Raw genomic sequence first — 21,425 nt, 5'->3', positions numbered from 1 at the left:
CAAAAATTTTTAGGAGGAGAGATTCATATGATTAATTACCTTATGAACCTATTTTCAAATGATGATGCATTTGCAGCAATTGTTAAGTATCAACTGCAAGAAGAGAATTTAACTGCTAGCGATATCGCTACTTTTAATCTTGTAATTCCAAAAGAGGCAACTGGAAGGTCCCTTAGGAAATTCGAAAAGTACAGAGATGAGTGTGTTGTAAAGGAAAGTGCAGATTTTATTTATTGTGTCCTTTTTGTTGAGGATCCTGATTTATATTTCGACCAAGCAATAAATACATCTATTTTAATTGCTAACACCTTTAGAGCAACACTAAGAAAGCCCAAGGTCATTAAAATGATTAGAATGAGTGTAGATCCTGAAACACTGCAACATGCTATAGAGTCCTTTTACGAACAAAATAATGTAGATGCTGATTGATAATAAAGCTATATAGGGCTAACATAGCCTTTATGTGGTTAATATTAGCTATTTGTTCAGCACTTTTTGCTGCACTTACATCTATTTTGGCAAAAATAGGTATTGATGGAGTAGATTCAACTCTTGCAACTGCTATAAGAACAGTAGTTGTTGTCTTACTTTCTTGGGGAATGGTATTTATAACAAATACTCAAAATGGAATTCTTGAGATAAGTAAGAAGAGTTGGATCTTTTTAATTTTATCTGGCTTAGCAACAGGGCTTTCTTGGCTTTGCTACTATAAAGCTATTCAGCTAGGAAGCGTTAGTAAGGTTGTACCTATAGATAAAATGAGTACAGTGCTATCAATAATTCTAGCTGTTGTAATCCTACATGAACAAATTACAATTAAGAGTGTAATTGGATGTATCTTACTTACAGCTGGAACCTTAATAATGGTGCTATGATTTTCATTTTTCATCTTTATACAAACGAGTTAAAGTAATATTATCATTTGCATGCCAAATGATAATAGAAACTATTTTATATCAGGGCTAAGGGGAGGCTTACCAATAGGGATTGGGTATTTTGCTGTCTCCTTTACTCTTGGTATTGTAATGCAAAATGCGGGACTCACAGCCTTTGAGGGGGCTTTAATGAGTCTATTAAATAATACATCTGCTGGTGAAGCTGCCGGTACTGTGATAATAGGCAATAACGGTTCATACATTGAGCTTGCTATGTCACAGCTTATTATTAACCTTCGTTATTTATTGATGAGTGCAGCTTTAATCCTGCATATCGATAAAAACCTTTCCTTAAAGCATCGTCTTTTGATGAGTCTCGATATCACAGATGAGGTATTTGCACTCTCAATTACTCAGCCACATCCTCTATCTCCATTCTTTTCATATGGTGTAATGTGCTCGACTATACCTTTTTGGGCAGCTGGCACAGCCTTAGGAATAATGTTTGGAAATATTTTACCAGCTGCTGTAGTAAAGGCTCTATCTGTTGCTCTTTATGCTATGTTTGTAGCTGTAGTAATACCACCATGTAAAAAGGATAAGAAGCTCATTTTAGTAGTTGCTAGCAGTATGGTATTAAGCTTCGCCTTTGCAAAGCTACCTTATCTATCAAAGCTAAGCGAAGGAAATAGAATAATAATTTTAACAATTATTTTAGGAGCTATATTTGCTCTAGCTTTTCCACATGCAGAGGAGGAAGAAAAATGAATATTATAATTGCTATAATTATTATGGCTGTCGTTACATACATTATAAGAGTTCTTCCTTTAGCAGTATTTAGAAAGCCAATAAAAAATAAGTTTATTCGTTCCTTTCTATACTATGTACCTTACGTTACCTTGTCTGTAATGACCTTCCCAGCAATATTAAATGCTACAGGAAACATTTATCTTGGTGGCGTTGGATTTATAGTAGCTATTTGTTTTTCATTATATAAGGGCTCATTACCATTGGTTGCTTTAGTAAGCTGCTTAGCAGCATACATACTTGAATTCTTCATTTAATGAAAAAAATCAAATTATTTTGTATTATTAGTATATGGCACTAGTAAGATTCTATAAACCAACATTAAGAAGAAGAGATATGGATGCGGTTCTCCAAACTATGGTCGATGAAAAAATCGGACCAGGGGAGAGGAGAAAACAGTTTTTAAAGCTAATGGCAGAGTATCTTAATTTAAAAGATGGTATTGCTGTGCGTTCATATACAGATGCTCTTCGAGCAGCGCTTACTGCTTTAGCTTTAAATGAAGGTGATAGCGTTGGTGTTTCTATCCTCTCACCAGAGATTTATAGAGTAGTTTTAAGTGATATGAACCTTAAGATGGTCTTACTAGATATAAGTAGTGAAGATGGTTGTATTAGTGCTGAGGAAGCAACAAAGGCAGAAGGCTTAAAAGCTATTTTGCTTCATGAGCCTCTTTCTCAGCTACCAGTTTCATTTAGTGAAGCTACCTTAAGTATTCCTATTATTGAGGACATAACACAATCGATTGGCTCATCATATAAAAACCTCCAAGCAGGTACTATCGGAAATATTGTTGTATGCGCACTTGAGGAGGAGTCCTTGATCTCAACTGGAGGTGGGGCTGTAGTACTTTCAAAGAAGAGCGAATACATTGAAATAATAAAAAAATATGCAAGACGCTACGACCCTTATTTTGAGCTTGCAGATATGAATGCGGCTTTAGGAATCGTACAGCTTACAAATTGCGAAGAAAATTTAAAAAAGAGAAGGGAGCTATATAACCTTTTTACACAGGCCGCTATGAAGAGTGATGTAAAGCTCTTTGGAATGAGAAATCTTGATTTCCTCTCATCTGGCTATAGCTTTCCAATTATTGCTAACTCAAAGCCTGATGATTTAATATCATTTGCTGCTAAATATACAGTTAGTGTAAAGCGCTCCTTTACAACAAGTGTAGGTATTAATTATCAAGATAAATTTGATCTTTATCCTAATGGTGTTATTCCTCTCTCAAGAGGTGTATCATTTCCTCTATATCCATTTCTTCAGCCGAAGGAAACAGAAGCTATAATAAAGGTGCTTTCGCATCTTCCACAGTGAGGTTTTTATGGAACTAAAGTATGTTGTAATAATTGCAAATGGAGGTAAGAGTCAAGCTCCAGCAATAGCTAAGGAGATTAATGATTATCTTGCATTACATGGGATAGTAACTCAAGTCTATATTACAAAGGACTGTGAGGAAAATATTCCACTCTCTATAAGAACTGATTTGGTAGTATCTGTTGGTGGAGATGGTACCGTACTTTATTGTGCAAGACTTGTTCAAAACCTTGGAATTCCAATTTTAGCAGTTAATCTTGGAACCTTTGGTTATATAACTGAAATTGGATGCCATGAGTGGAAGAGTGTCTTTGAGGATATCTTTGGCGATAGAGAAAGACTATCTAGAAGATTGATGCTAAGAGTAAGTGTAATTAGAAAGGGGCTAAAGGTTTACCAGGCTACTGGCTTAAATGAAGCAGTAGTATCAAGTGCTGGTATTTCAAAGGTAGTAAAGCTAGACCTTTCTATAAATAATACCTTTGCAGGAACCTTCAGAAGTGATGGACTTATCATCGCAACTCCTACAGGCTCAACAGGATACTCTCTTGCTGCAGGTGGTCCTATCATAGATAGTGAAATGTCTGCTTTGATTATTACTCCAATATGTCCATTTACTCTCTCAAATAGACCTTTAGTTCTTGGTAGTAGTGAGATGATCACAATAAATGTTGTTGAGGGACAGAGAACAGAATTAATGCTTACTGTTGATGGTCAACAGACATTCGACCTCGAAGAGGGTGATGACGTAATAGTAGAAAAGAGTAGAAGTAGAATTTTATTAGTAGCTTCCAATGTTAGAAACTACACTGAAATAATTAGAGCAAAGCTCAATTGGACAGGAGAGTTACATGCTTGAGCTACTTGATATAAAGAATTTTGTTTTAATTAATCATCTTTCTATTGATTTCTCCTCTGGCTTTAGTGTTATTAGTGGTGAAACTGGTGCTGGTAAATCTATTATTTTATCTGCTATTTCTCTAATTTTAGGTGAACGTTGTAAAAGTGATGTAATTAGAAGGGGTGAAAAGGAAGCTGTTTTAACAGGTGTCTTCTCTTATTCTGATAAAGCTTCACAAATTAAGGCTTTTCTTGAGAGTGAGGATTTAGCTTCAGAGGATAACCGAATAATTATTACTAGAACTATAAAAGATAATGGAAGAACAATTAATAAAGTAAACTCAAAGGCTGTTACTAGAGAGCTATTAGTTACTCTAGGCTCTCAGCTTATAGATATCTCCTCTCAGGCAGCTCATCAAGGCTTACTAAAGAGTGAAGTACAGCTTCAGCTTTTAGATAAGTTTTCAAAGTGTTTTTCTGAGCTTGAAGACTATAAAGCCTCCTATGATGAATATATATCCTCTGTTAAGGAGCTTGAGGAGCTAAAGGAAAAAAGCGAAAAGGCTAAGAGAGATTATGATTACTACTCATTTTGTCTAAATGAGCTAGATAAGGCTCAGCTTAAAAAGGGTGAGGATGATGAGCTTAGTCAGGAGCTAAAAAAAATAAGCTTAAGTGAGGCCTTAACAGATGAGGTAACTAGTGCTATTGACTTACTTAAGGGTGATATAGGGGAGGGTGCACTATCGCAGCTTTCTCATAGCGTTTCAGCGTTAAAGAAGGCTTCTAGTAAGGATAGTAGCTTAGATGAGCTATGCTCACGTTTAGAGTCATGTCAAATTGAAGCAGAGGATATAGCAGCATCGTTAAGAGATTATCTATCCTCATTAACATTTAGTGAAAGTGAATTAGAGGAGAAAAATGCTAGACTATCACAGCTTCAAAGAATAAAGAAAAAATATGGACCTTCTATAGGGGATGCAATTAATAAGAGAGAGGAGTACAGATCCTTTATCGATAGTGCTGATAATGCTGATACTATTATCTTGGACCTTGAGAGAGAGGTTGAAAAGAAAAAGAGTATTCTTGATAAATGTGCTAAAGCATTAAGTGAAAGAAGAAGGGCTGGAGCAAGAATTTTAGAGGAAAAAATTCTTGAAGTACTTCATAAGCTTTCAATGAATGGCGCAGATTTTTCTATTCAATTTGATAGTATTTCCTATACTCAGGATGGAATAGATAAAATAGAGTTTTTAATTCGTGCAAATACTGGTGAAAAGATGGGTCCTGTAAAGGACGTTGCTTCAGGTGGTGAGCTTTCAAGAATATTACTAGCCTTAAAGGCAGTCCTTGCTAAGGAGGATGAAACAGAGACTCTACTATTTGATGAGGTAGATAGTGGTATTGGTGGTGTAGTTGCCACAAGTGTAGGTGATGAAATAGTAGAGCTAAGTAAGGCTCATCAGGTTCTTGCTATTACCCATAGTGCCCAAATTGCTGCAAAGGCGAATGAGCATTTCCTTGTCTATAAAGCAGAGGAGGATGGTAGAACTCTATCTCATGTGAAGAAAATTGAAGGCGATGAGAGAGTAAAAGAAATCGCTCGCTTATTATCTGGTAAAGCGAGCGATAGTGCATTAATACATGCTAAAGAATTAATAGAAGTTTAATACATTATATACTTCTCTAGCTTTCTCTTTTGCGATTGTAAGAGGCTTTGCACCAGAGACATATTGATAAACCTCATTTTGAAGGCTCTTGCTATCTGGCTCAAAGCCAAAGCTTCTGATTAAAGCAAAGTAATCGATGATTAAATCGGCTAGGTTATCATCTAAGCCGTTATTTCTCATAGAGAACGCAAGCTGAGTTACATCAGAGTTTAAGTACTCTAATACAATCTTAATCTCATTTGCTCTTCCATACTTTCTAATAATATCTAAAAGAACAGTTAAATAAGCCTTCTTCTCATTCCAGCTTAGCTCATCGCTATGGAATGAATTTAATGACTTAAAGATCTTCAAGGAAAGTCCTAGATTTTCAAGAATCTGAGTCTTCATTGGAAGATACTTACTATTCTTTGTTAATACAGAGAAGTGGTAAAGTGCATTAACAATAGACTGTATTTGAGATAGTGGAAGGTATGATGCAGCCTTATCAACCCATTTATTATATCTATCAATTACTAAGAGAGGTATTTCATCATTTGTAATTCTATATCTTTCCATCGGAGCTTTATTTGATGCTAGATATAAATTTAAACCACCCTGAATAGAGGATGATGATAATACTGTAAAGTCATAATTGATTAATGAAATAGAGTCATGAAATTTAATTCTTGCATTATCAGGACATTCACTAATGTAGTTATCAATTTTGAATCGTCCATAGCTATCCTCATAATCATCCTTAACTGCGATAACTCTATTTAAATAGAAGTAAATAGCTGCTTCGCACTCTCCAGATAAATCCTTAAGCTCTCCTTGCGCAATACTCATTCCATCACCCTGAGCCTTAATATTACTTTTTGCATTTCTTAATTCAGATAAAAATGGAAGTAGTAAATCCTCAGTAGAATATGGCTGGAACATCTTTATTGCATAGAGTGCATATCTAATGTTCTGTCTTGGCTCTATTCCTGAAATATCATTAAAGAAGAATCCACAGCTAGTAAATGAGAAATGCTTATATTGGATACCTGAGAGTAGGGCAGAGATTTCACTATCATATATAGTTGAATAGCTATATTTCTCATGAATTCTCTTTATTACCTCTGGCATAGTATCTTTACCAATATAAACGCTACCTGCCTCATCTAAGATCATGGAAGCAGTAATACCCTTTTGGAATATCTTTTTACACTCCTGCTCAAAGATTAAATCTAGCTTACTGGAAAGCTCTCTTAATGCATTTCTTAATGGAGTTCTCCACTTTTGGTTCCAGCCCTCCTCACCACCAGTGTGACAGCCACAATCCTTATACCATCTTGATACACCGTGAGAGCAGGACCATGAGGTTCCCTTTCCTTCTTCTCCCTCATGTAGGATAGCGTGTAGCTTAGGCTGGTGTGATGCTAAGTAGGCTCCATAGTTTGTAAACTCAAAGTCATCTCTTTCCTTTACCTTTTTGATTAAGGCAGCAAGAGCCATATCCCCAAATGGTTCATGGTGACCATAAATTTCACCATCTGTAGCTGTATGGATTAGGCTTTGATTATCTGTGTGCTTAATATTTAATAGAGTATTATAAAGCTCATCTGCATTTCTAAGTGCATGACCAAAGCTAATGCTTTCTGCAAGACCTGGATGGTAGAAGAAGCCAGCGATTTCTTTACCCTTTTTACCTGTTAGAATGAAAGGCTCTGAATAAGGGGCAGGGCGGCCATTTAAATCCTCAATTTTCTTTGTGTATGGATTTTCAACGCTCTTACACTGCCATGGAGATAAAACTACAAACTTTATTCCACTTTCACTTAATAGGTCGATTACGTCCTCATTTATTCCCGCTTCAGGAAGCCACATTCCCTCTGGCATTCTTCCAAAGCGATAAATAAAATCCTCTATACCCCATTCAATTTGACGTTTTGCATCGCTTATTTTATCTAATGGTAAAATAGTATGGTTGTAGCCCATTGCCATACCATTTCCGTGTCCAAGTCTTTTAACACTTTCCTTATCAGCCTCTATAATCATCTCATGATAAATAGGGTGCTTATCCTTTAGCCAGCTAAGTATAGTGTGTCCAAAGTTAAATGAGATGTAGCTATAGTTGTTAGTTAATGAAAGGATTCTTCCATCTGGGCCTAAATATCGTGAAAATGCATTTGCACCATAGCACTCAGAACAAATTCTTTCATTCCAGTTATCAAATGGAGCTGCACTTGTTTGCTTTTCAATTATACCTGTATATGGATTCTCTCTAGGTGGCTGATAGAAGTGACCATGGAGAATTAATGATGTTTTTTGTGTGTCCATAAGGAGAATATTAACAAAGGAAATATGCACTCTCAAGAAAATAGTTGTAAACATTTTACTTTTTTTTTGAAAATTTTTTCCGATTTTTAAATTCAATTTGAGGGATTATGCAAAAAAATACACGCTTTTCTTAGCTGCGCGATTATTCTATATATTATGCATTGGTTGACTAAATTTTAATTTATCCTTAACCTAAGGAAGTTAAGGGGTTGCAAATGGTTTTAATCAAAATTGATTCCCTCTCGCAAAATGAACTTGAGTACATTGCGCAACAAGAGGGGATTAAGGATTTTGATACGCTCTCACGCGAAGAGCTTATCGATGAGTTGAAAGAAATCTATGATGACGATTACTCAGAGAGTTTGAGTGTTACAGGCGAAAATGTAAATAAACGTTATGTGGCTGGCCTAAGTGCTTATAGAGGAGATGTTAATGAGGAGCTCCCTAGCTTACCTGGCGTTGAAAAGCTACCTGAGCTTTATCCAGAAACAGCAATACATGTATTAAATAAAAATGCGTCATGGCTTTATTGTTATTGGTCAATTGCACCAGGCGATTTAGAGTCATATGATTTAAAATTTGGTTCATACGAGCTTTATTTAAATGTTAATGTAACAGGTAAGGATAAAAGCGAGAAATACGATATTTTAATTGGACGTGATGACGTTGAATGGAATATCAGTGTTCCTCTAGTAAATGGAGACTGTAGAGTTTCTCTTGTACTTCAAACTAAAGAGAAGAGATATCTATTAGCAATGAGTGAATCTGTTCCTCTTGTATATTGCTATTGGCTAAATAATCCTATTGATAAAATCTATGATGAAGCTTTATTTAGACATTATGTTGCTCCTTTAACAAATAGAGATGGATATATTATTCCAAGTGACATCGTTGAAGAGATTGTTGATAAAGTCAAAAATGAGGTGGAAAAGTAAATGGATATTACAGCTAATGTTAATTTAATACTTCACGCACATTTACCTTATGTTAGACATCTTGAATATCCAAAGTTCTTGGAAGAGGATTGGTTGTTTGAGGCACTACATGAAACATATATTCCTCTTTTAAGAGTTCTAGAGGAGCTTGAAGAAAGTAATAAGAGATTCAAGCTTACTATTTGTTTTTCTCCAACCTTCACAACAATGTGTCTTGACCAACCTCTTCAAGAGAGATTTGTAAACTATCTTACTTCAAGAATTGAGCTTGGAGAGAAGGAAGTATTAAGAACTCAGCGAGAGTGTCCTGAAGCATATAAGAGTGCTTTAATGTATTTAAAGGCAGCAAAGGAGAATCTTCAATACTATGAAGATTGCGGTAGAAATATATTAGCTCGTTATGCAAGCCTTTCGAAAAAGGGTTGTATCGAGTTAGTCGCTACAGCAGCAACTAATGCATATCTTCCTCTATATAGAAACTATGAAACAGCTATTAGAGCTCAGATCGATTTAGGTGTCATGAGTCATGTTAAGGTCTTTGGTGAGCAGCCAAAGGGCTTTTGGCTTCCTGAGTGTGGCTACTATCCAGGAGTTGAAGATATTCTAGAGGAATATGGAATTAAGTGGATACAGCTTCCAAGCCAATCTGTTATTACAGCAAAAAATAAGCTTATAAGAGCAGATCATGCACCAACCTTAGTAGGAGACTCTACAATTCATAGCTTTGTTAGAGACTGGTCACTTACTAACCTTGTTTGGTCAGATGCATATGGATATCCTTGTGATTCAGATTACAGAGAGTTCTATAGAGATATTGGATATGATTTACCAATGAGCTATATACAGCCATATATCCATGATGATATTCGTGTATTTACTGGCTTTAAATATTGGGCTATTACCTCTAAGAGTGCTGTAAATAAGAAATTCTATGATGCTCAAAAGGCAAATACAAAGGTCATATTGCATGCTAATAACTTCTTATATCATATAAGGAGAAGAGGCTTATCCTTAGCTGCAGAGACTAATGAGATTCCAACCTATACTATCTGCTTTGACGCTGATTTATTTGGTCATAGATGGTTTGAAGGAATTAATTTCATTAAGAATATCTTACTTTCTGATACAAAAGAAACAGGAATTAATTTCACAACTCCTTCAGAGTGCTTAAATTACACAATTGAAAGTGAAAGAGGATATTTTAATGAGTGCTCATGGGGTCATGGTGGTTTCTCAGATGTTTGGCTTGATGGTTCAAACGCTTGGATTTATCGTCATACTCATAAGGCTATCGAGAGAATGCAGGAGCTTGCCTTTAGGTTCCCAAATCAATCATCTCTCAAGGCTAGATTCTTAAATCAAGCTGCTAGAGAGGTTGTATTAGCAATGGCTTCTGACTGGCCATATATCTTATACGATAAAACAAGTGTAGGATATGCTGAGAAGAGACTAAGAAACCATTTAGGCTCATTTAATGTTGTATACTCAAATATGTGTAAGAATGCAGTAAATACTGAGTGGTTGATAAAAGCTGAAAGAAGAAATGCTATTTTCCCAGATATTGATTACAACATATTCCTACCTAGATCTACAAAATAGCTTATAAAGTAACCTATAAAAACTACCTAATTAAATTTAGGTAGTTTTTTTATTTATAACCTAGAAATCAAAAGTTCCTTTTTTATTATTTCTCCCAAGTGGGGAAATTTGGGGTAAACTGTGGTAAAAAGTGGGTCAAAATCCCATAAAGTGGTGAAACTATGTTGCTTACTGGAGAGTACATTGTAAGAATCGATGAGAAGGGTAGAGTATCTATACCTTCAAAGCTTCGTGCTCTTTTAGGTGTTTCTCAGGTTGTAGTAACAAAGGGCTTTGATGGCGAATGTCTTGCAATTTTTACACCTCAATTTTTTGATGAGACAGTAACAAATGCAATTGCCGGTGCTGATGGTCTCCAGATTCTATCCCCAACGGTAAGAAAATTTACAAGAAAGTTCGTCTCTCCATCACAGAACGTAGATCTCGATTCTAATGGAAGAATTAATATACCACCATCCTTAAGAGAGCATGCCCAGCTTGAGCTTAAGCAGGAAATAGTTCTCATCGGAATGGGTAAGTATATTGAGCTTTGGAATAAAGAGAAATATGAGGCTTTAGATTCAGATGAATCTATATCAGATTTAGCGCAAGAGCTTTCAAGAATGAATAGGAGTTGAAATGGAAATTTGTCACTACCCAGTAATGCACAAGGAAGTACTTGAATACCTTAAGCCTGTTTCTGAAGAGCCTATTATGATTGACTGTACTACGGGAGAGGGTGGGCATACCGCTCTATTTTTAGAAAAATACCCAAGCCTTAAGGTTATTGGTCTCGATAGAGATAAAGAGATACAAAAGAAAGCAATTGAACGCTTTAAGGATTATAAGGATCGCTTTGAGCCTCAAAACTGTTGGTTTAATGACTATCTAAAGAATCGTGAAAGTGATAGTGCCGATATGATTCTCTTTGATTTAGGAATAAGTGTTTACCACTATGTTGAGTCTGAAAGAGGCTTTTCCTTTGCACATGATGAGAGATTAGATATGCGTCTTAATGCAGAGCAAGAGTTAAGTGCTGAGGATATTGTAAATATTTATCCTGAAACAGAGCTTGCAAATATCATCTACAAATATGGTGAAGAGAGATATTCAAGGCGAATAGCAGAGAGAATTTGTCGAGAGCGCTTAGAAAAAAGAATAACAACAGCTAAGCAATTAGCAGATATTATTGCGGCAGCTGTCCCTGCTGCTTATCGCTATGGAAGGATAAATCCGGCAACCAGAACCTTCCAAGCAATAAGAATTGAGGTAAATAAGGAGCTCGATAGAATTGAGCCTGCTTTAAAAGAGGCGGTAAGAGTTGTTAAAAAGGGAGGACGTATTGGAGTAATAACGTTCCACTCCTTAGAGGATCGAAAGGTTAAATGGTTCTTTAAGGATGAAGCCTCTGAGAATAATACTATATCGATTTTGACTAAAAAACCGATTTGCCCAAGTGAAGAAGAGACTAGTGTGAATTCACCTAGTAGAAGCGCAAAGCTGAGGATAGTTGAGAAATTATGAGTAATGAAAAAGAAATAAATAGATGGTTAACAACACCTAATAAAGTTCTAGTTCTGTTTATCATTTTGTTTGTTTTTTTATCTGTATTTATACCTCTTTTCCAAAGAGCAGCTAAGCACGATTTAGAAAATAAAATACGACTCAGTGAGGAGAGAGTTTTAATTCTTGAGGACAAGGCTAGAATAATAGAGAGTGAGATAGCTATATCTAAGAGCCCCGAGGCATTAATAGAGCGCTCAGTTAAAAAGCTAGTTACCTATGAAGAAATAGATAATAAATCTATCCTACTTGCCTCAGTGGAGGGAGTATGAGATTTACCCTTAAAGAGTTTTCCTTTCTAACAGCATCAAAACACTTTGGTTCTGCTATGATTGACAGCATCTCCTTTGACTCGAGAAATGTCAAAAAGGGAACTCTTTTTGTCGCTATTAAGGGAAAAAATAGTGATGGCTTTGATTGGGTAAAGGACGCTATAGGAAATGGTGCCTCAGCTATATTAACAACCAATAGTAATTTTTTTAAAGCAAAAGAAATAATTGCAAAAGGCTTTCCTATCGCTTTTGCAGAAAACCCACTTCTTAGCATACATAAAATGCTTGAGATAAAGAAGAAGGAAATTAATAATCTTATCTCAATTGGAATAACAGGTAGCTGTGGTAAAACAACTACTAAGGAGATGCTTTCTTCAATTTTAGCTCAAAGAAATAGCTGTGTTTCAACTATTGGAAATCTAAATAGTGAATATGGCTTAGCAATAAGCATGATGCAGCTTAAAAAGGATACAGCCTACTGTGTCTTTGAATGTGGCATTGATCATATTGGTGAAATGGATAGTATGGTTAAAACCCTAGATCCAGATATCGCTATTATTACAAATATATCAAATAGCCACCTAGAAGCATTTGGTTCAATGGATATAACAGCTAGAGAAAAATCTAAGCTTCTCTCTCTTGGTGCTAAGGGCTTTATGCTAAAAGACTGTGAGTGGAGCAGTACAATTCAAAAAAGCTATCCAAAGCTTTATAGAGCTGCTTACGCCTTTGATAGTGTTAAGGACCTCGGACTTAATGGCTTTGAGGTTAGCTTTAATAATAAAAAATTTACTATTCCTGTAATTGGTAAAGCAAAGCTATTAGATGCAAGCTTAGCAATTAGTGTTGCTTCATATCTTGGCTTTGAGGATGAAGAAATAATTTCTGGACTTAAGAGTGTAAATACTCTCTTTGGCCGAAGTAGATTAGTAAAGGAGAGTGGACTTGAGATAATTGAGGATTGCTACAATGCTAATTTGCCATCCTCAATAGATGCAATTAGAACTATTAGCTCAATAAATACTAAGGGTAATAAGCATGTAGTATTAGCTGATATGAGAGAGCTGGGGTGCGAAAGCGTTCCTTCTCATAAAAGACTTGCTCAGGAGCTATCATGTGCAGATGTAGATGATATCCTACTCTATGGCAATGAAGTTAAAGCTACCTACAACACACTTATTGAATTAGGCTTAAAGGATAAGGTCTTTTACACTCCAGACTTTAATACTCTATGCGAAGAAACAAAGAAAAGGGCAAAGAAGGGGGATATCGTCCTATTGAAGGGAAGTCGAGTCATGGCTCTTGAACGACTATATCCTACACTTAGGGAGGTATGTTAAGTTGTCACTGCTTATCTCATTCCTACTTTGTTTCATTTCGATGCCTTTAGTAATTAAGGCATCGAAGAGATTTACATCTCCAATAAAATCGGAGTTAGGTGAGCATGCAAAAAAAGCAGGAACTCCAGCCTTTGGCTCTATAGCGATAGTCTTTTCTTTAATAATTTCTATAGCTTTATTTTTAAGTAAAGAGCAAAGAGATATTTTCTTACCAGCAATAATTATATTTTTCCTAATTGGCTTTATTGATGATTTTCTTAAGGTTAAGAGAACGTCAAGTGATGGCTTAAAAAGTATTTCAAAGCTAATATTACAAAGCCTTGGAGCTATAGTAATTTCATATTTAATAAGAGAGCAGGGCTACTACATTAATTTTAATAGCTATATTTATTATCCATTCTCTATTTTCTTAATCATCTTTTTTGTTAATGGTGTAAATATTACAGATGGCTTAGATTCTCTTGCTGTTAAAAGTGCTATTCCACCTTTAGTGATGCTTACACTATGCTTTTCATCTTTAAAAGCTGTTTCCTTGATAGTAATCAGTGTATATGTAGCCTTTTTATTTTATAACTGTCCAAAGGCTTCAATATTTATGGGTGATGGTGGAAGCCATATATTAGGAGCTACCTTAGCTACCTTAGCACTCTTAAGCCAAAGACCAATTATAGTTACTATTTCATGTGGTGTCTTTGCACTTGAGCTATTATCATCATTTATTCAAATATTTAGTATAAGATTATTTAAGAAGAAGGTGTTTTCCATCGCACCTCTTCATCATGCACTTGAAAAGAAAGGAATGAATGAAGAAAAAATCTGTGATAGAGCAGCTTGTTTATCATTTTTCTTCTCAATATTTTCTGCTACTCTTTTAAAGGGGTTATTATGAGAGAAGAGCAGTTTTATGACTACAGTGACTATCGTGATACTCTAGAGCTTGTAAGAGATAAAAATGAAGGAGCTCTATCTCCTTTTACCTTTATTTGTGTAGTTCTAATTTTAATCCTAATGGGTGGAGTTACGCTTTATTCAGCAAGCTATCCTGAAGCAATTTCTCAAGGTCTTCCTCACTATTACTACATCCTTAAGCAGAGTATATTTGCTGTTCTAGGAATTATTTGTAGCATAATAATTAATATTGTTCCTAAAAAGTGGATTAAGCTTTCTTCTATACCACTATTAGTAATATCCTTTATAGCGCTATTACTAACTCTCTTTACTCCCTTTGGTGTTAGTGTGTTAGGTGCCCGTAGATGGCTAGATCTTCCAATGCTACCATCCTTCCAGCCAAGTGAGATAGCAAAGCTTGCATTAATTATATTTTTAAGTAACTTTTTTGCTGATGAAAGATCAAAGAAATATATGGGCTGGTATTATTTAATTCCAATTTTAATAATATGTATCTTCTCAGCATTAATATTGATGCAAAAGGCATATACAACAACTATTCTATTTTTACTAACAGGATTAATCCTGTGCTTAGCTGGCGGCTTTAGACTAAGATATATTATTACCTTCCTAGCATTCTTAGTTCCTCCTGCATTACTTTTACTATTGAGTGAGAGCTATAGAGTTAAGCGTATCGCATCATTTTTATTTCCAGGTATTGATCCTACTGGCTTAGAGTGGCAGGTAAATATGTCTCTTAATGCTATCAAGGAGGGTGGACTCTTTGGAAAAGGCCTTGGAAATGGCTTTTATAAGCTAGGCTCACTTCCTGAGGTTCAAAATGATTTTATCTTCTCTTCCTTTGTTGAGGAGTGTGGATTAGTTGGTGTGTTCATTCTCTTTACACTCTTTCTTTTATTTACGATCTTAGGACTTAGAGGCTTTATGAGAGAGAGACTTAAGGATGAGTTTTTTAGTAATTTAGCTCTTGGAATAACTGCAATGATAATAATTCAAGTCTTAATTAATATTTGTGTTGTAACTGGATTATTACCTCCAACAGGAATTCCTCTTCCTTTCTTTAGTCAAGGTGGAACAAACCTATTTGTTGTAATAATAGAGTGTGGCCTTTTATATAGAGTGATAAAAGATTCCGTGAAGGTGAAAAATGGCTAAGAGCAAAACTATGGTTTATATCATTAGCTTGATATTGCTCTCAATATTCGCAATCATAGTGCTTTATTCTCTTTCTTACATACCATTATTTAATATTTCAGCAATTAAAATGTATGGAGTAAGTGAGGTTAGTGCTCCCTTAGAAAAATTAATTTCTTCATATTATAATGTTAATCGCTTTAAAATTGATTTTTCTAAGGAGGAGGAAAAAATTAAAGCCTTTTGCCAGGTTGAGGATGCGATAATTAGGTGGAAATTTCCTTCAACAATAGAAATACATATCACAGAGACTCAGGAAAAATGTCTACTATTTGATGAGAATGGATACTATATGAATAAAGCTGGGCGTCTAGTTGAGCTTGATAGTGATGAAGCAGCCTTTTTAAAGGATAAAATGGTAATAATAGAGGTATTACCAGAATATGTTTCATATTTAAAAACCTATGGTATTAGGGGTCAATTAGATAATGTACTATCATTAATTGCATCAGTTGGAGAAGAAAATGGTGCATTGATATCTCGAATAAAGTATGATAATAACAATAGTGATAGCTTTGGTCAGATAGTGATAACATTAGCATCTCTTTCTAGTCAACTTTTTGTCAAAGAGAGAGTGTCAAAGGATCGAATCAGTGATAGTATAAAAGTTATTAGAAAAGAAGCGGAGAGTGAGGTAAGCACTTACACGAAGAAGTCTATGATACGATATGATTTATATAAGGACGCACTCGTGAAACGCTTATCGTCAGGAGATATAAATTATGGCAAGTGATAGGATAATGATGGGACTTGATATTGGGTCTAGCTGGACTCGTGCAGTTATCGGTTCTGTAGGCCGTGAAGGCAATCTTATGATTGATGCCCTTTGTGAAAAGCCAACAGAGGGTGTACGCTCAGGTACCATCGTAAATATTGAACAAACCTTAAGAACCATAAACTCAGTTATCTCAGATGCAGAGCTACAGGCTGGCTGTGAGGTACATTCAGCTATATTGGGTGTTGGAGGAGACCACATTCAAGGTATTCAGTCTGTAGGTGTTGTTGGTATCAACTCAAAAGAGCAGGAGATAAAAAAGGATGATATCTATAGAAGCTTAGATGTTGCACGTGCTCGTGAGCTTCCTCAGGATAGAGAGTTTTTACACACACTAGTTCAAGATTTCCAGGTAGATAGTAGAAGTGGAATTAAGGATCCTATCGATATGCTAGGACGCCGTCTTGAGAGTAGAGTTCTATTGATTACAGGCTCCTCTTCTATTTGTCAGAACCAAAGAAAGTGTGTGCAGCGTGCAGGCTTGCAGGTTCAAAGATTGATGCTTCAATCTGTAGCTGATAGTGAAGTAGTTTTATCAAGTGAAGATAAAGAGATGGGAACTATCATTATTAATATTGGATATGGAACTACTAATATGATTGCATATTCAGGTGGTAGCCCAATATATGCTGGTGGAGTTGCCTTTGGAGGAGACTCAATTACTAGCGATTTATCATATATTTTAAATAAGCCTAAGCAGGTTGCAGAGCAAATTAAGTGTCAATCGGGCTCATGCTATGTTCCATCTGTGAATCCAGATGATATGATTATCATCCCACAGGTTGGAGGACTGCCTTCAATTAAGATGCCTAAGAGAGCTTTAGCTGAAATAATTGAGCCTCGTATGGCAGAGATTTTCACTCTCCTCTCTATGGAGCTTGAAAAGTGTGAAACTAAAGGAAACTTTGGTGGTGGCATTGTTCTTGTTGGTGGTGGCTCATTGCTTTCAGGTGTTACAGATTTAGCAAGTGAAATCTTTAGACTCCCTGCTAGAATTGGTTTTCCTGAAGCAATTGGGGGCTTAGACAGAAGCTACATTGATCCAAGGTATTCAACGGTTTTAGGTTTATTAAAGAGTGAAGCTAAGAAGCTCAGTAATCAAGGCTCACAGGGCACAAGGAAGGAAGAGAAGAGCTCCTTTGGCTCTAAGCTTAAAGGTTTTTTTGGAAAGTTATTTTAGGAGATAGATATGGGATTTGGTATTTTTGATATTGAAGACACTACTACAGGGGAACAGGCAGTTCCAACAATTATTAAGGTCGTAGGAGTAGGTGGAGCCGGTGGAAACGCGGTAAATAGAATGATCGCATCTGGCCTAAAGAAGGTATCATTCGTTGCTTTAAATACAGATGTCCAAGCACTGCAGAGATCAAATGCGCAGACCCGTATCGCAATTGGTAAGGAGCTAACAGGTGGTCTTGGTGCTGGTGGTCAGCCAGATGTAGGTGAAAAGGCTGCAATTGAATCAAAGGAAGAGATTAAAGCTGAGCTAGAGAATACCGATATGGTATTTATCACAGCTGGTATGGGTGGTGGTACAGGTACAGGTGCTGCTGCAGTAGTTGCTGAAATTGCTAAGAGCTGTAATGCTTTAACAGTTGCAGTTGTTACAACTCCATTTGCCTTTGAGGGTAAGAAGAAGTTCATGCTAGCTCAGGCTGGTATCGAACGCTTAAGAAAGCAGGTTGATACACTTATTCTTATTCCAAACCAGTATTTGCTAAAGGTAGTAGAGAATAATACTCCAATTAAGCAAGCATTCTTAATTGCAGACGATGTACTTTATCAGGGCGTACAGGGTATTAGTGAGTTAATTACTGAGCCTGGTGAAATTAACATTGACTTCGCAGATGTTAAGACTGTAATGAAGGGTAAGGGTGATGCTCTAATGGGTATTGGCTTTGGTGAGGGTGCTAACCGTGCAATCGATGCAGCTAAGGAGGCTATTAGTAATCCTCTACTTGAGAATGCCTCAATTGATGGTGCTAAGAGCGTTCTAGTAAACCTTGCAGGAAGTGATAACCTTACACTCCAGGAGTATCAGGATGTAGTTGAGCTCATCACAGAAAACTGTGCTGATGATGCATTGATCATCGCTGGTCAGGCTTATAATCCTGAGCTTGGTGATAGAATTAAGGTTACTGTAGTTGCTACAGGCTTTGAGCCTAAGACAGATGTAATGGGAGGGGAGGCCGATACAGAATCTGCTGTAAGAAGATTTGTAAATAATGAGCAGCCAAAGGAACAGCAATATCACATTGATCAGAGAGCTCAGAAGCCAGAGGCTTCTCAGCCTCCAAAGAGCTCAGTCTCTGATGCTGAATCAATTACTGTTAATCGCTGGCAGGATTTACAGCAGCAGCTTGGAAAGCGTGGTGTACAGCCAAATGATTACAGCATTCCAGCAGTAATGAGATATCGTTCTGGTGATGATAGTGACAAATAAGCTTACTTTTCAGTCCAAGGAATTAATTACTAATTACCTTGATTATCTCGAGCATGAGAGACGATTAGATGAGAAGACAAGGGAGGTCTATTCAAGGGAAGTGACCTCCCTTTTAACTTATTGTGAAGAGAATGAGCTAGATATCTCTACACTTACTCTAAATGATTTAGAGTCTTACATAGTTACTCATACTAAGGATATGAAGGCAAGAACGGTATCTAAAATTGAATCCGCCCTTCGATCCTTTTTTAAGTTTTTAATTGTAGAAAAAATTAGAGAGGATAATCCAACACTATTAATTGAAAAGCCTAAAAAGGAGGACTATTTACCATATACTCTCACAGAAGAAGAGGTAAATGATGTTTTATCAATTTTTAAAAATGAAGAGGGTGATGTAAATCTTTCATTTCGTGATTACACCTTCTTTGAAGTAATTTACTCATGTGGCTTAAGAATTAGTGAAGCAGTTAATCTTGAATTAAATTCCTATAATCCAGATGAAAAAACTCTAAGAGTTATTGGTAAAAGAAGTAAGGAGCGAATTACCTTTGTAGGGGAGGTTGCTGCTGAAGCCTTAGATGAATATTTAAGAGATGTTAGACCTGTTCTTGCTTCTAGAAGAAAGGAAAACCAGGATAGAAGAGTTAAAAAGAATAGAGAGAGTGAGGATGCACTCTTTTTAGGAAGAAGGGGGCAGAAGCTAACTAGACAAGCTATGCATAAGCGCTACCATGCTTTACTAGAGAAATATGGTATTAAAGCAACTGTACATACATTGCGTCATAGCTTTGCAACGCACCTTTTAAACCATGGTGCAAATATTAGAGAGGTTCAAACTCTACTTGGCCATAGTGATATTAAAACAACACAGATTTATACACATATCGAGAAGGATGAGCTATTAGATATATTCGATAAATTTTCTCATCTATCTTAGCTTTTTAATTTTTTCACTATTTTTTTGTATTATTAGTATGGATACATTAAAATCGTGCAACTATAGAGAATGCTATAAAAAGCAATTTGCTCAAGGCATAAGCTTTATCGAGAAGGGAGAAGTTAACTTTCCAAAGCTCTCAGATGAGTGTGAGGTCTTTATGACACTAGGTAACTCATGTCAGTCAGAGATTGCATTTATTGGAAAGGATTTTCCTTGTGATGAGGATAAGAATGCAATTCGTACATATACCTCTGAAGCGTGCTTAAATGGGTATATAGTTACTCTTCGATCTCTATTTGGCTCTACCTACTCAGCTCTAAATGGAGCCTTTATATCTGGAGGAAGAGTAAGAGTTATAGCTGATATGGGCTTAAGCTTAGCTCTTAAGAAATATCGTTATTTAATAAGCTCAGTTTTGATAAATGATGGGCAAATATTATCACCCTTTGAGCCAGATATAGCTTCAAGCCGTGAAACAGCAAGACTATGTGATTCTCTTATTGAGAGTATTCCTCTAATTGTATTTTTCTCATTCACAAAAAGAGAATATATATTGGCATGTAATGCTTTAGATAGAGGGAGTGATATAGTAATTCATCGAAATGCATTAAAATATAAATATGCAAGAAGATTAGTAGTTGAGGGAGCGATAGTAACAGATAGCTTTTCTGATTTACTTATTAGATGTGGTAAAACACCAAATGGGTATCTTTACTTTGATAAAGATAAAAATCCTCTATTTCTCAAAATATAAAAAGGATATTATTAGCTTATGGATCTATATGAAGAATATCTTACATATTTAAAGGGCGTTAAAAACCTTACAGATTCAACCTTAATTGCTTATGGAGAGGATCTTAAGGAGCTACTTACTTATTTAGAGGAAAAGAATATCCCTCTTAATGAGTTTACTATTCATGATGCTCGCTTATATATTAAGACCTTAAATGATAAATATTCAAAAAAGAGTGTATCAAGAAAGATTTCAGCACTTAGAACATATTTTACATATCTCGTTAAAAGAGAAGTAGTAAAGCATAATATCTTTCAGGATATCTCTGTAAAGGATAGGGGCTTTCATCTTCCATCCTTTCTTTCAGAGGATGAGGTTAAAAGATTATTAAGTGTTCCTCGTTCCTGCTTTGAGGATGAAAGAGACCATATTATGTTTCTCTTTATATATAATAGTGGAGCCCGAATTAGTGAGGCCTTAGAGATAGATGTTGATGACTTTGATTTTCTAAAAAGAAGAGTATTAATTAGAGGAAAGGGTAGAAAGTATAGATATTTATTTTTTTCAAAATCTACTTGTGAAGAAATCAAAGAATATATTAAGTTAAGAGAATCTTTTTTACTTGAAAAGGGAAAAGGTGATGAAAGAGCTTTTCTAGTTTCTTCTAGGGGAAACAGGTTGCCTTTCAGTTCAAGTCATATTATTTTTGAAAAGTATGCACGCCTTTGTGGTTTTGATAAGGAGTTTACGCCTCATACCTTGAGGCATAGCTTTGCAACTCATTTGTTGGACAGGGGTGCAGACATTAGAGTCGTTCAGGAGCTACTCGGACATGAGAGTATATCAACGACTCAAATATATACGCATGTGACTAAGGCTCGTCTCCATGAGACATATGATAAGGCCCATCCACATGCTAAAGGATAG

At 35.9% G+C, this 21,425-nt stretch carries 22 protein-coding genes; 21 read left to right on the top strand and 1 reads right to left on the bottom strand.

Going from position 1 to position 21,425, the window contains the following annotated elements; translation table 11 throughout:
* The first annotated feature begins 27 nt into the window (after window positions 1-27).
* From FYJ80_RS05890 to recN, 7 genes are read left to right on the top strand one after another with little or no spacing between them, the layout of a single operon-like run.
* A complete protein-coding gene (locus FYJ80_RS05890; RefSeq protein WP_154425280.1) occupies window positions 28-429 on the top strand; it encodes a hypothetical protein in 402 nt (133 codons plus the stop codon).
* 32 nt (window positions 430-461) lie between these two features.
* Window positions 462-875 (top strand): EamA family transporter, encoded by a 414-nt coding sequence (locus tag FYJ80_RS05885; RefSeq protein WP_154425279.1) that lies wholly within the window; start codon window positions 462-464, stop codon window positions 873-875.
* Window positions 876-926: 51 nt separating this feature from the next.
* On the top strand, window positions 927-1,643 hold the full coding sequence (locus FYJ80_RS05880) for an AzlC family ABC transporter permease (protein ID WP_154425278.1): 717 nt from the start codon (window positions 927-929) through the stop codon (window positions 1,641-1,643).
* A complete protein-coding gene (locus FYJ80_RS05875; protein ID WP_154425277.1) occupies window positions 1,640-1,939 on the top strand; it encodes an AzlD domain-containing protein in 300 nt (99 codons plus the stop codon). The genes FYJ80_RS05880 and FYJ80_RS05875 overlap by 4 nt, the downstream gene beginning before the upstream one ends.
* A gap of 34 nt (window positions 1,940-1,973) precedes the next feature.
* Complete coding sequence (locus tag FYJ80_RS05870; protein WP_154425276.1) at window positions 1,974-3,002, top strand: DegT/DnrJ/EryC1/StrS family aminotransferase; 1,029 nt, start codon at window positions 1,974-1,976, stop codon at window positions 3,000-3,002.
* 7 nt (window positions 3,003-3,009) lie between these two features.
* Window positions 3,010-3,861: an NAD(+)/NADH kinase gene (locus FYJ80_RS05865; RefSeq protein ID WP_154425275.1), complete on the top strand. Its 852-nt coding sequence runs from the start codon at window positions 3,010-3,012 to the stop codon at window positions 3,859-3,861.
* The gene (recN, locus tag FYJ80_RS05860; protein ID WP_154425274.1) at window positions 3,854-5,512 is read left to right on the top strand and encodes a DNA repair protein RecN; all 1,659 of its coding nucleotides are present in this window, start codon (window positions 3,854-3,856) and stop codon (window positions 5,510-5,512) included. The genes FYJ80_RS05865 and recN overlap by 8 nt, the downstream gene beginning before the upstream one ends.
* On the opposite strand, the gene FYJ80_RS05855 is transcribed toward recN, so the two are convergent.
* Window positions 5,498-7,813, bottom strand: coding sequence for a DUF3536 domain-containing protein (locus FYJ80_RS05855; protein WP_206360987.1), 2,316 nt, complete (start codon window positions 7,811-7,813; stop codon window positions 5,498-5,500). The genes recN and FYJ80_RS05855 overlap by 15 nt on opposite strands.
* Before the next feature lie 215 nt (window positions 7,814-8,028).
* Here FYJ80_RS05855 and FYJ80_RS05850 point away from each other — a divergent pair, with 215 nt between their 5' ends.
* The 14 genes from FYJ80_RS05850 (at window position 8,029) to FYJ80_RS05785 (ending at window position 21,425) form a co-directional block, all read left to right on the top strand.
* Window positions 8,029-8,748, top strand: coding sequence for a DUF4912 domain-containing protein (locus tag FYJ80_RS05850; RefSeq protein ID WP_154425272.1), 720 nt, complete (start codon window positions 8,029-8,031; stop codon window positions 8,746-8,748).
* Window positions 8,749-10,347, top strand: a complete 1,599-nt coding sequence (locus FYJ80_RS05845; RefSeq protein ID WP_154425271.1) for a glycoside hydrolase family 57 protein — start codon at window positions 8,749-8,751, stop codon at window positions 10,345-10,347.
* Between the two features lie 161 nt (window positions 10,348-10,508).
* Window positions 10,509-10,964: a division/cell wall cluster transcriptional repressor MraZ gene (locus FYJ80_RS05840; RefSeq protein WP_154425270.1), complete on the top strand. Its 456-nt coding sequence runs from the start codon at window positions 10,509-10,511 to the stop codon at window positions 10,962-10,964.
* 1 nt (window position 10,965) lies between these two features.
* Window positions 10,966-11,850 (top strand): 16S rRNA (cytosine(1402)-N(4))-methyltransferase RsmH, encoded by an 885-nt coding sequence (gene rsmH, locus FYJ80_RS05835; RefSeq protein WP_154425269.1) that lies wholly within the window; start codon window positions 10,966-10,968, stop codon window positions 11,848-11,850.
* A complete protein-coding gene (locus FYJ80_RS05830) occupies window positions 11,847-12,161 on the top strand; it encodes a hypothetical protein (protein ID WP_154425268.1) in 315 nt (104 codons plus the stop codon). The genes rsmH and FYJ80_RS05830 overlap by 4 nt, the downstream gene beginning before the upstream one ends.
* A complete protein-coding gene (locus FYJ80_RS05825; protein ID WP_154425267.1) occupies window positions 12,158-13,501 on the top strand; it encodes a UDP-N-acetylmuramoyl-tripeptide--D-alanyl-D-alanine ligase in 1,344 nt (447 codons plus the stop codon). Before FYJ80_RS05830 ends, FYJ80_RS05825 begins: the two co-directional genes overlap by 4 nt.
* A 1-nt stretch (window position 13,502) precedes the next feature.
* Window positions 13,503-14,390, top strand: coding sequence for an MraY family glycosyltransferase (locus tag FYJ80_RS05820; RefSeq protein WP_154425266.1), 888 nt, complete (start codon window positions 13,503-13,505; stop codon window positions 14,388-14,390).
* Window positions 14,387-15,565, top strand: a complete 1,179-nt coding sequence (locus FYJ80_RS05815) for an FtsW/RodA/SpoVE family cell cycle protein (RefSeq protein WP_154425265.1) — start codon at window positions 14,387-14,389, stop codon at window positions 15,563-15,565. The genes FYJ80_RS05820 and FYJ80_RS05815 overlap by 4 nt, the downstream gene beginning before the upstream one ends.
* Window positions 15,558-16,337: a cell division protein FtsQ/DivIB gene (locus tag FYJ80_RS05810; protein WP_154425264.1), complete on the top strand. Its 780-nt coding sequence runs from the start codon at window positions 15,558-15,560 to the stop codon at window positions 16,335-16,337. Before FYJ80_RS05815 ends, FYJ80_RS05810 begins: the two co-directional genes overlap by 8 nt.
* Complete coding sequence (gene ftsA, locus FYJ80_RS05805; RefSeq protein WP_154425263.1) at window positions 16,327-17,559, top strand: cell division protein FtsA; 1,233 nt, start codon at window positions 16,327-16,329, stop codon at window positions 17,557-17,559. The genes FYJ80_RS05810 and ftsA overlap by 11 nt, the downstream gene beginning before the upstream one ends.
* 9 nt (window positions 17,560-17,568) lie before the next feature.
* Window positions 17,569-18,825, top strand: coding sequence for a cell division protein FtsZ (gene ftsZ, locus FYJ80_RS05800; RefSeq protein ID WP_154425262.1), 1,257 nt, complete (start codon window positions 17,569-17,571; stop codon window positions 18,823-18,825).
* Complete coding sequence (locus FYJ80_RS05795) at window positions 18,809-19,762, top strand: tyrosine-type recombinase/integrase (RefSeq protein WP_154425261.1); 954 nt, start codon at window positions 18,809-18,811, stop codon at window positions 19,760-19,762. Before ftsZ ends, FYJ80_RS05795 begins: the two co-directional genes overlap by 17 nt.
* 37 nt (window positions 19,763-19,799) lie before the next feature.
* Window positions 19,800-20,519 (top strand): hypothetical protein, encoded by a 720-nt coding sequence (locus tag FYJ80_RS05790; RefSeq protein ID WP_154425260.1) that lies wholly within the window; start codon window positions 19,800-19,802, stop codon window positions 20,517-20,519.
* Window positions 20,520-20,537: 18 nt separating this feature from the next.
* Entirely contained in the window at window positions 20,538-21,425 is an 888-nt protein-coding gene (locus FYJ80_RS05785) for a tyrosine-type recombinase/integrase (RefSeq protein WP_154425259.1), read from the top strand.

Origin of the sequence: Bullifex porci (assembly GCF_009695635.1) — a bacterium.
Classification (GTDB): domain Bacteria; phylum Spirochaetota; class Spirochaetia; order Sphaerochaetales; family Sphaerochaetaceae; genus Bullifex; species Bullifex porci.
This window is presented reverse-complemented; position numbering and strand designations above follow the sequence as displayed.

Bases quoted from the DNA above. Each gene is read 5' to 3' on its own strand.
- FYJ80_RS05890 (WP_154425280.1), top strand. From the start codon at position 28: ATGATTAATTACCTTATGAACCTATTTTCAAATGATGATGCATTTGCA.
- FYJ80_RS05885 (WP_154425279.1), top strand. From the start codon at position 462: ATGTGGTTAATATTAGCTATTTGTTCAGCACTTTTTGCTGCACTTACA.
- FYJ80_RS05880 (WP_154425278.1), top strand. From the start codon at position 927: ATGCCAAATGATAATAGAAACTATTTTATATCAGGGCTAAGGGGAGGC.
- FYJ80_RS05875 (WP_154425277.1), top strand. From the start codon at position 1,640: ATGAATATTATAATTGCTATAATTATTATGGCTGTCGTTACATACATT.
- FYJ80_RS05870 (WP_154425276.1), top strand. From the start codon at position 1,974: ATGGCACTAGTAAGATTCTATAAACCAACATTAAGAAGAAGAGATATG.
- FYJ80_RS05865 (WP_154425275.1), top strand. From the start codon at position 3,010: ATGGAACTAAAGTATGTTGTAATAATTGCAAATGGAGGTAAGAGTCAA.
- recN (WP_154425274.1), top strand. From the start codon at position 3,854: ATGCTTGAGCTACTTGATATAAAGAATTTTGTTTTAATTAATCATCTT.
- FYJ80_RS05855 (WP_206360987.1), bottom strand. From the start codon at position 7,813: ATGGACACACAAAAAACATCATTAATTCTCCATGGTCACTTCTATCAG.
- FYJ80_RS05850 (WP_154425272.1), top strand. From the start codon at position 8,029: ATGGTTTTAATCAAAATTGATTCCCTCTCGCAAAATGAACTTGAGTAC.
- FYJ80_RS05845 (WP_154425271.1), top strand. From the start codon at position 8,749: ATGGATATTACAGCTAATGTTAATTTAATACTTCACGCACATTTACCT.
- FYJ80_RS05840 (WP_154425270.1), top strand. From the start codon at position 10,509: ATGTTGCTTACTGGAGAGTACATTGTAAGAATCGATGAGAAGGGTAGA.
- rsmH (WP_154425269.1), top strand. From the start codon at position 10,966: ATGGAAATTTGTCACTACCCAGTAATGCACAAGGAAGTACTTGAATAC.
- FYJ80_RS05830 (WP_154425268.1), top strand. From the start codon at position 11,847: ATGAGTAATGAAAAAGAAATAAATAGATGGTTAACAACACCTAATAAA.
- FYJ80_RS05825 (WP_154425267.1), top strand. From the start codon at position 12,158: ATGAGATTTACCCTTAAAGAGTTTTCCTTTCTAACAGCATCAAAACAC.
- FYJ80_RS05815 (WP_154425265.1), top strand. From the start codon at position 14,387: ATGAGAGAAGAGCAGTTTTATGACTACAGTGACTATCGTGATACTCTA.
- FYJ80_RS05810 (WP_154425264.1), top strand. From the start codon at position 15,558: ATGGCTAAGAGCAAAACTATGGTTTATATCATTAGCTTGATATTGCTC.
- ftsA (WP_154425263.1), top strand. From the start codon at position 16,327: ATGGCAAGTGATAGGATAATGATGGGACTTGATATTGGGTCTAGCTGG.
- ftsZ (WP_154425262.1), top strand. From the start codon at position 17,569: ATGGGATTTGGTATTTTTGATATTGAAGACACTACTACAGGGGAACAG.
- FYJ80_RS05795 (WP_154425261.1), top strand. From the start codon at position 18,809: ATGATAGTGACAAATAAGCTTACTTTTCAGTCCAAGGAATTAATTACT.
- FYJ80_RS05790 (WP_154425260.1), top strand. From the start codon at position 19,800: ATGGATACATTAAAATCGTGCAACTATAGAGAATGCTATAAAAAGCAA.
- FYJ80_RS05785 (WP_154425259.1), top strand. From the start codon at position 20,538: ATGGATCTATATGAAGAATATCTTACATATTTAAAGGGCGTTAAAAAC.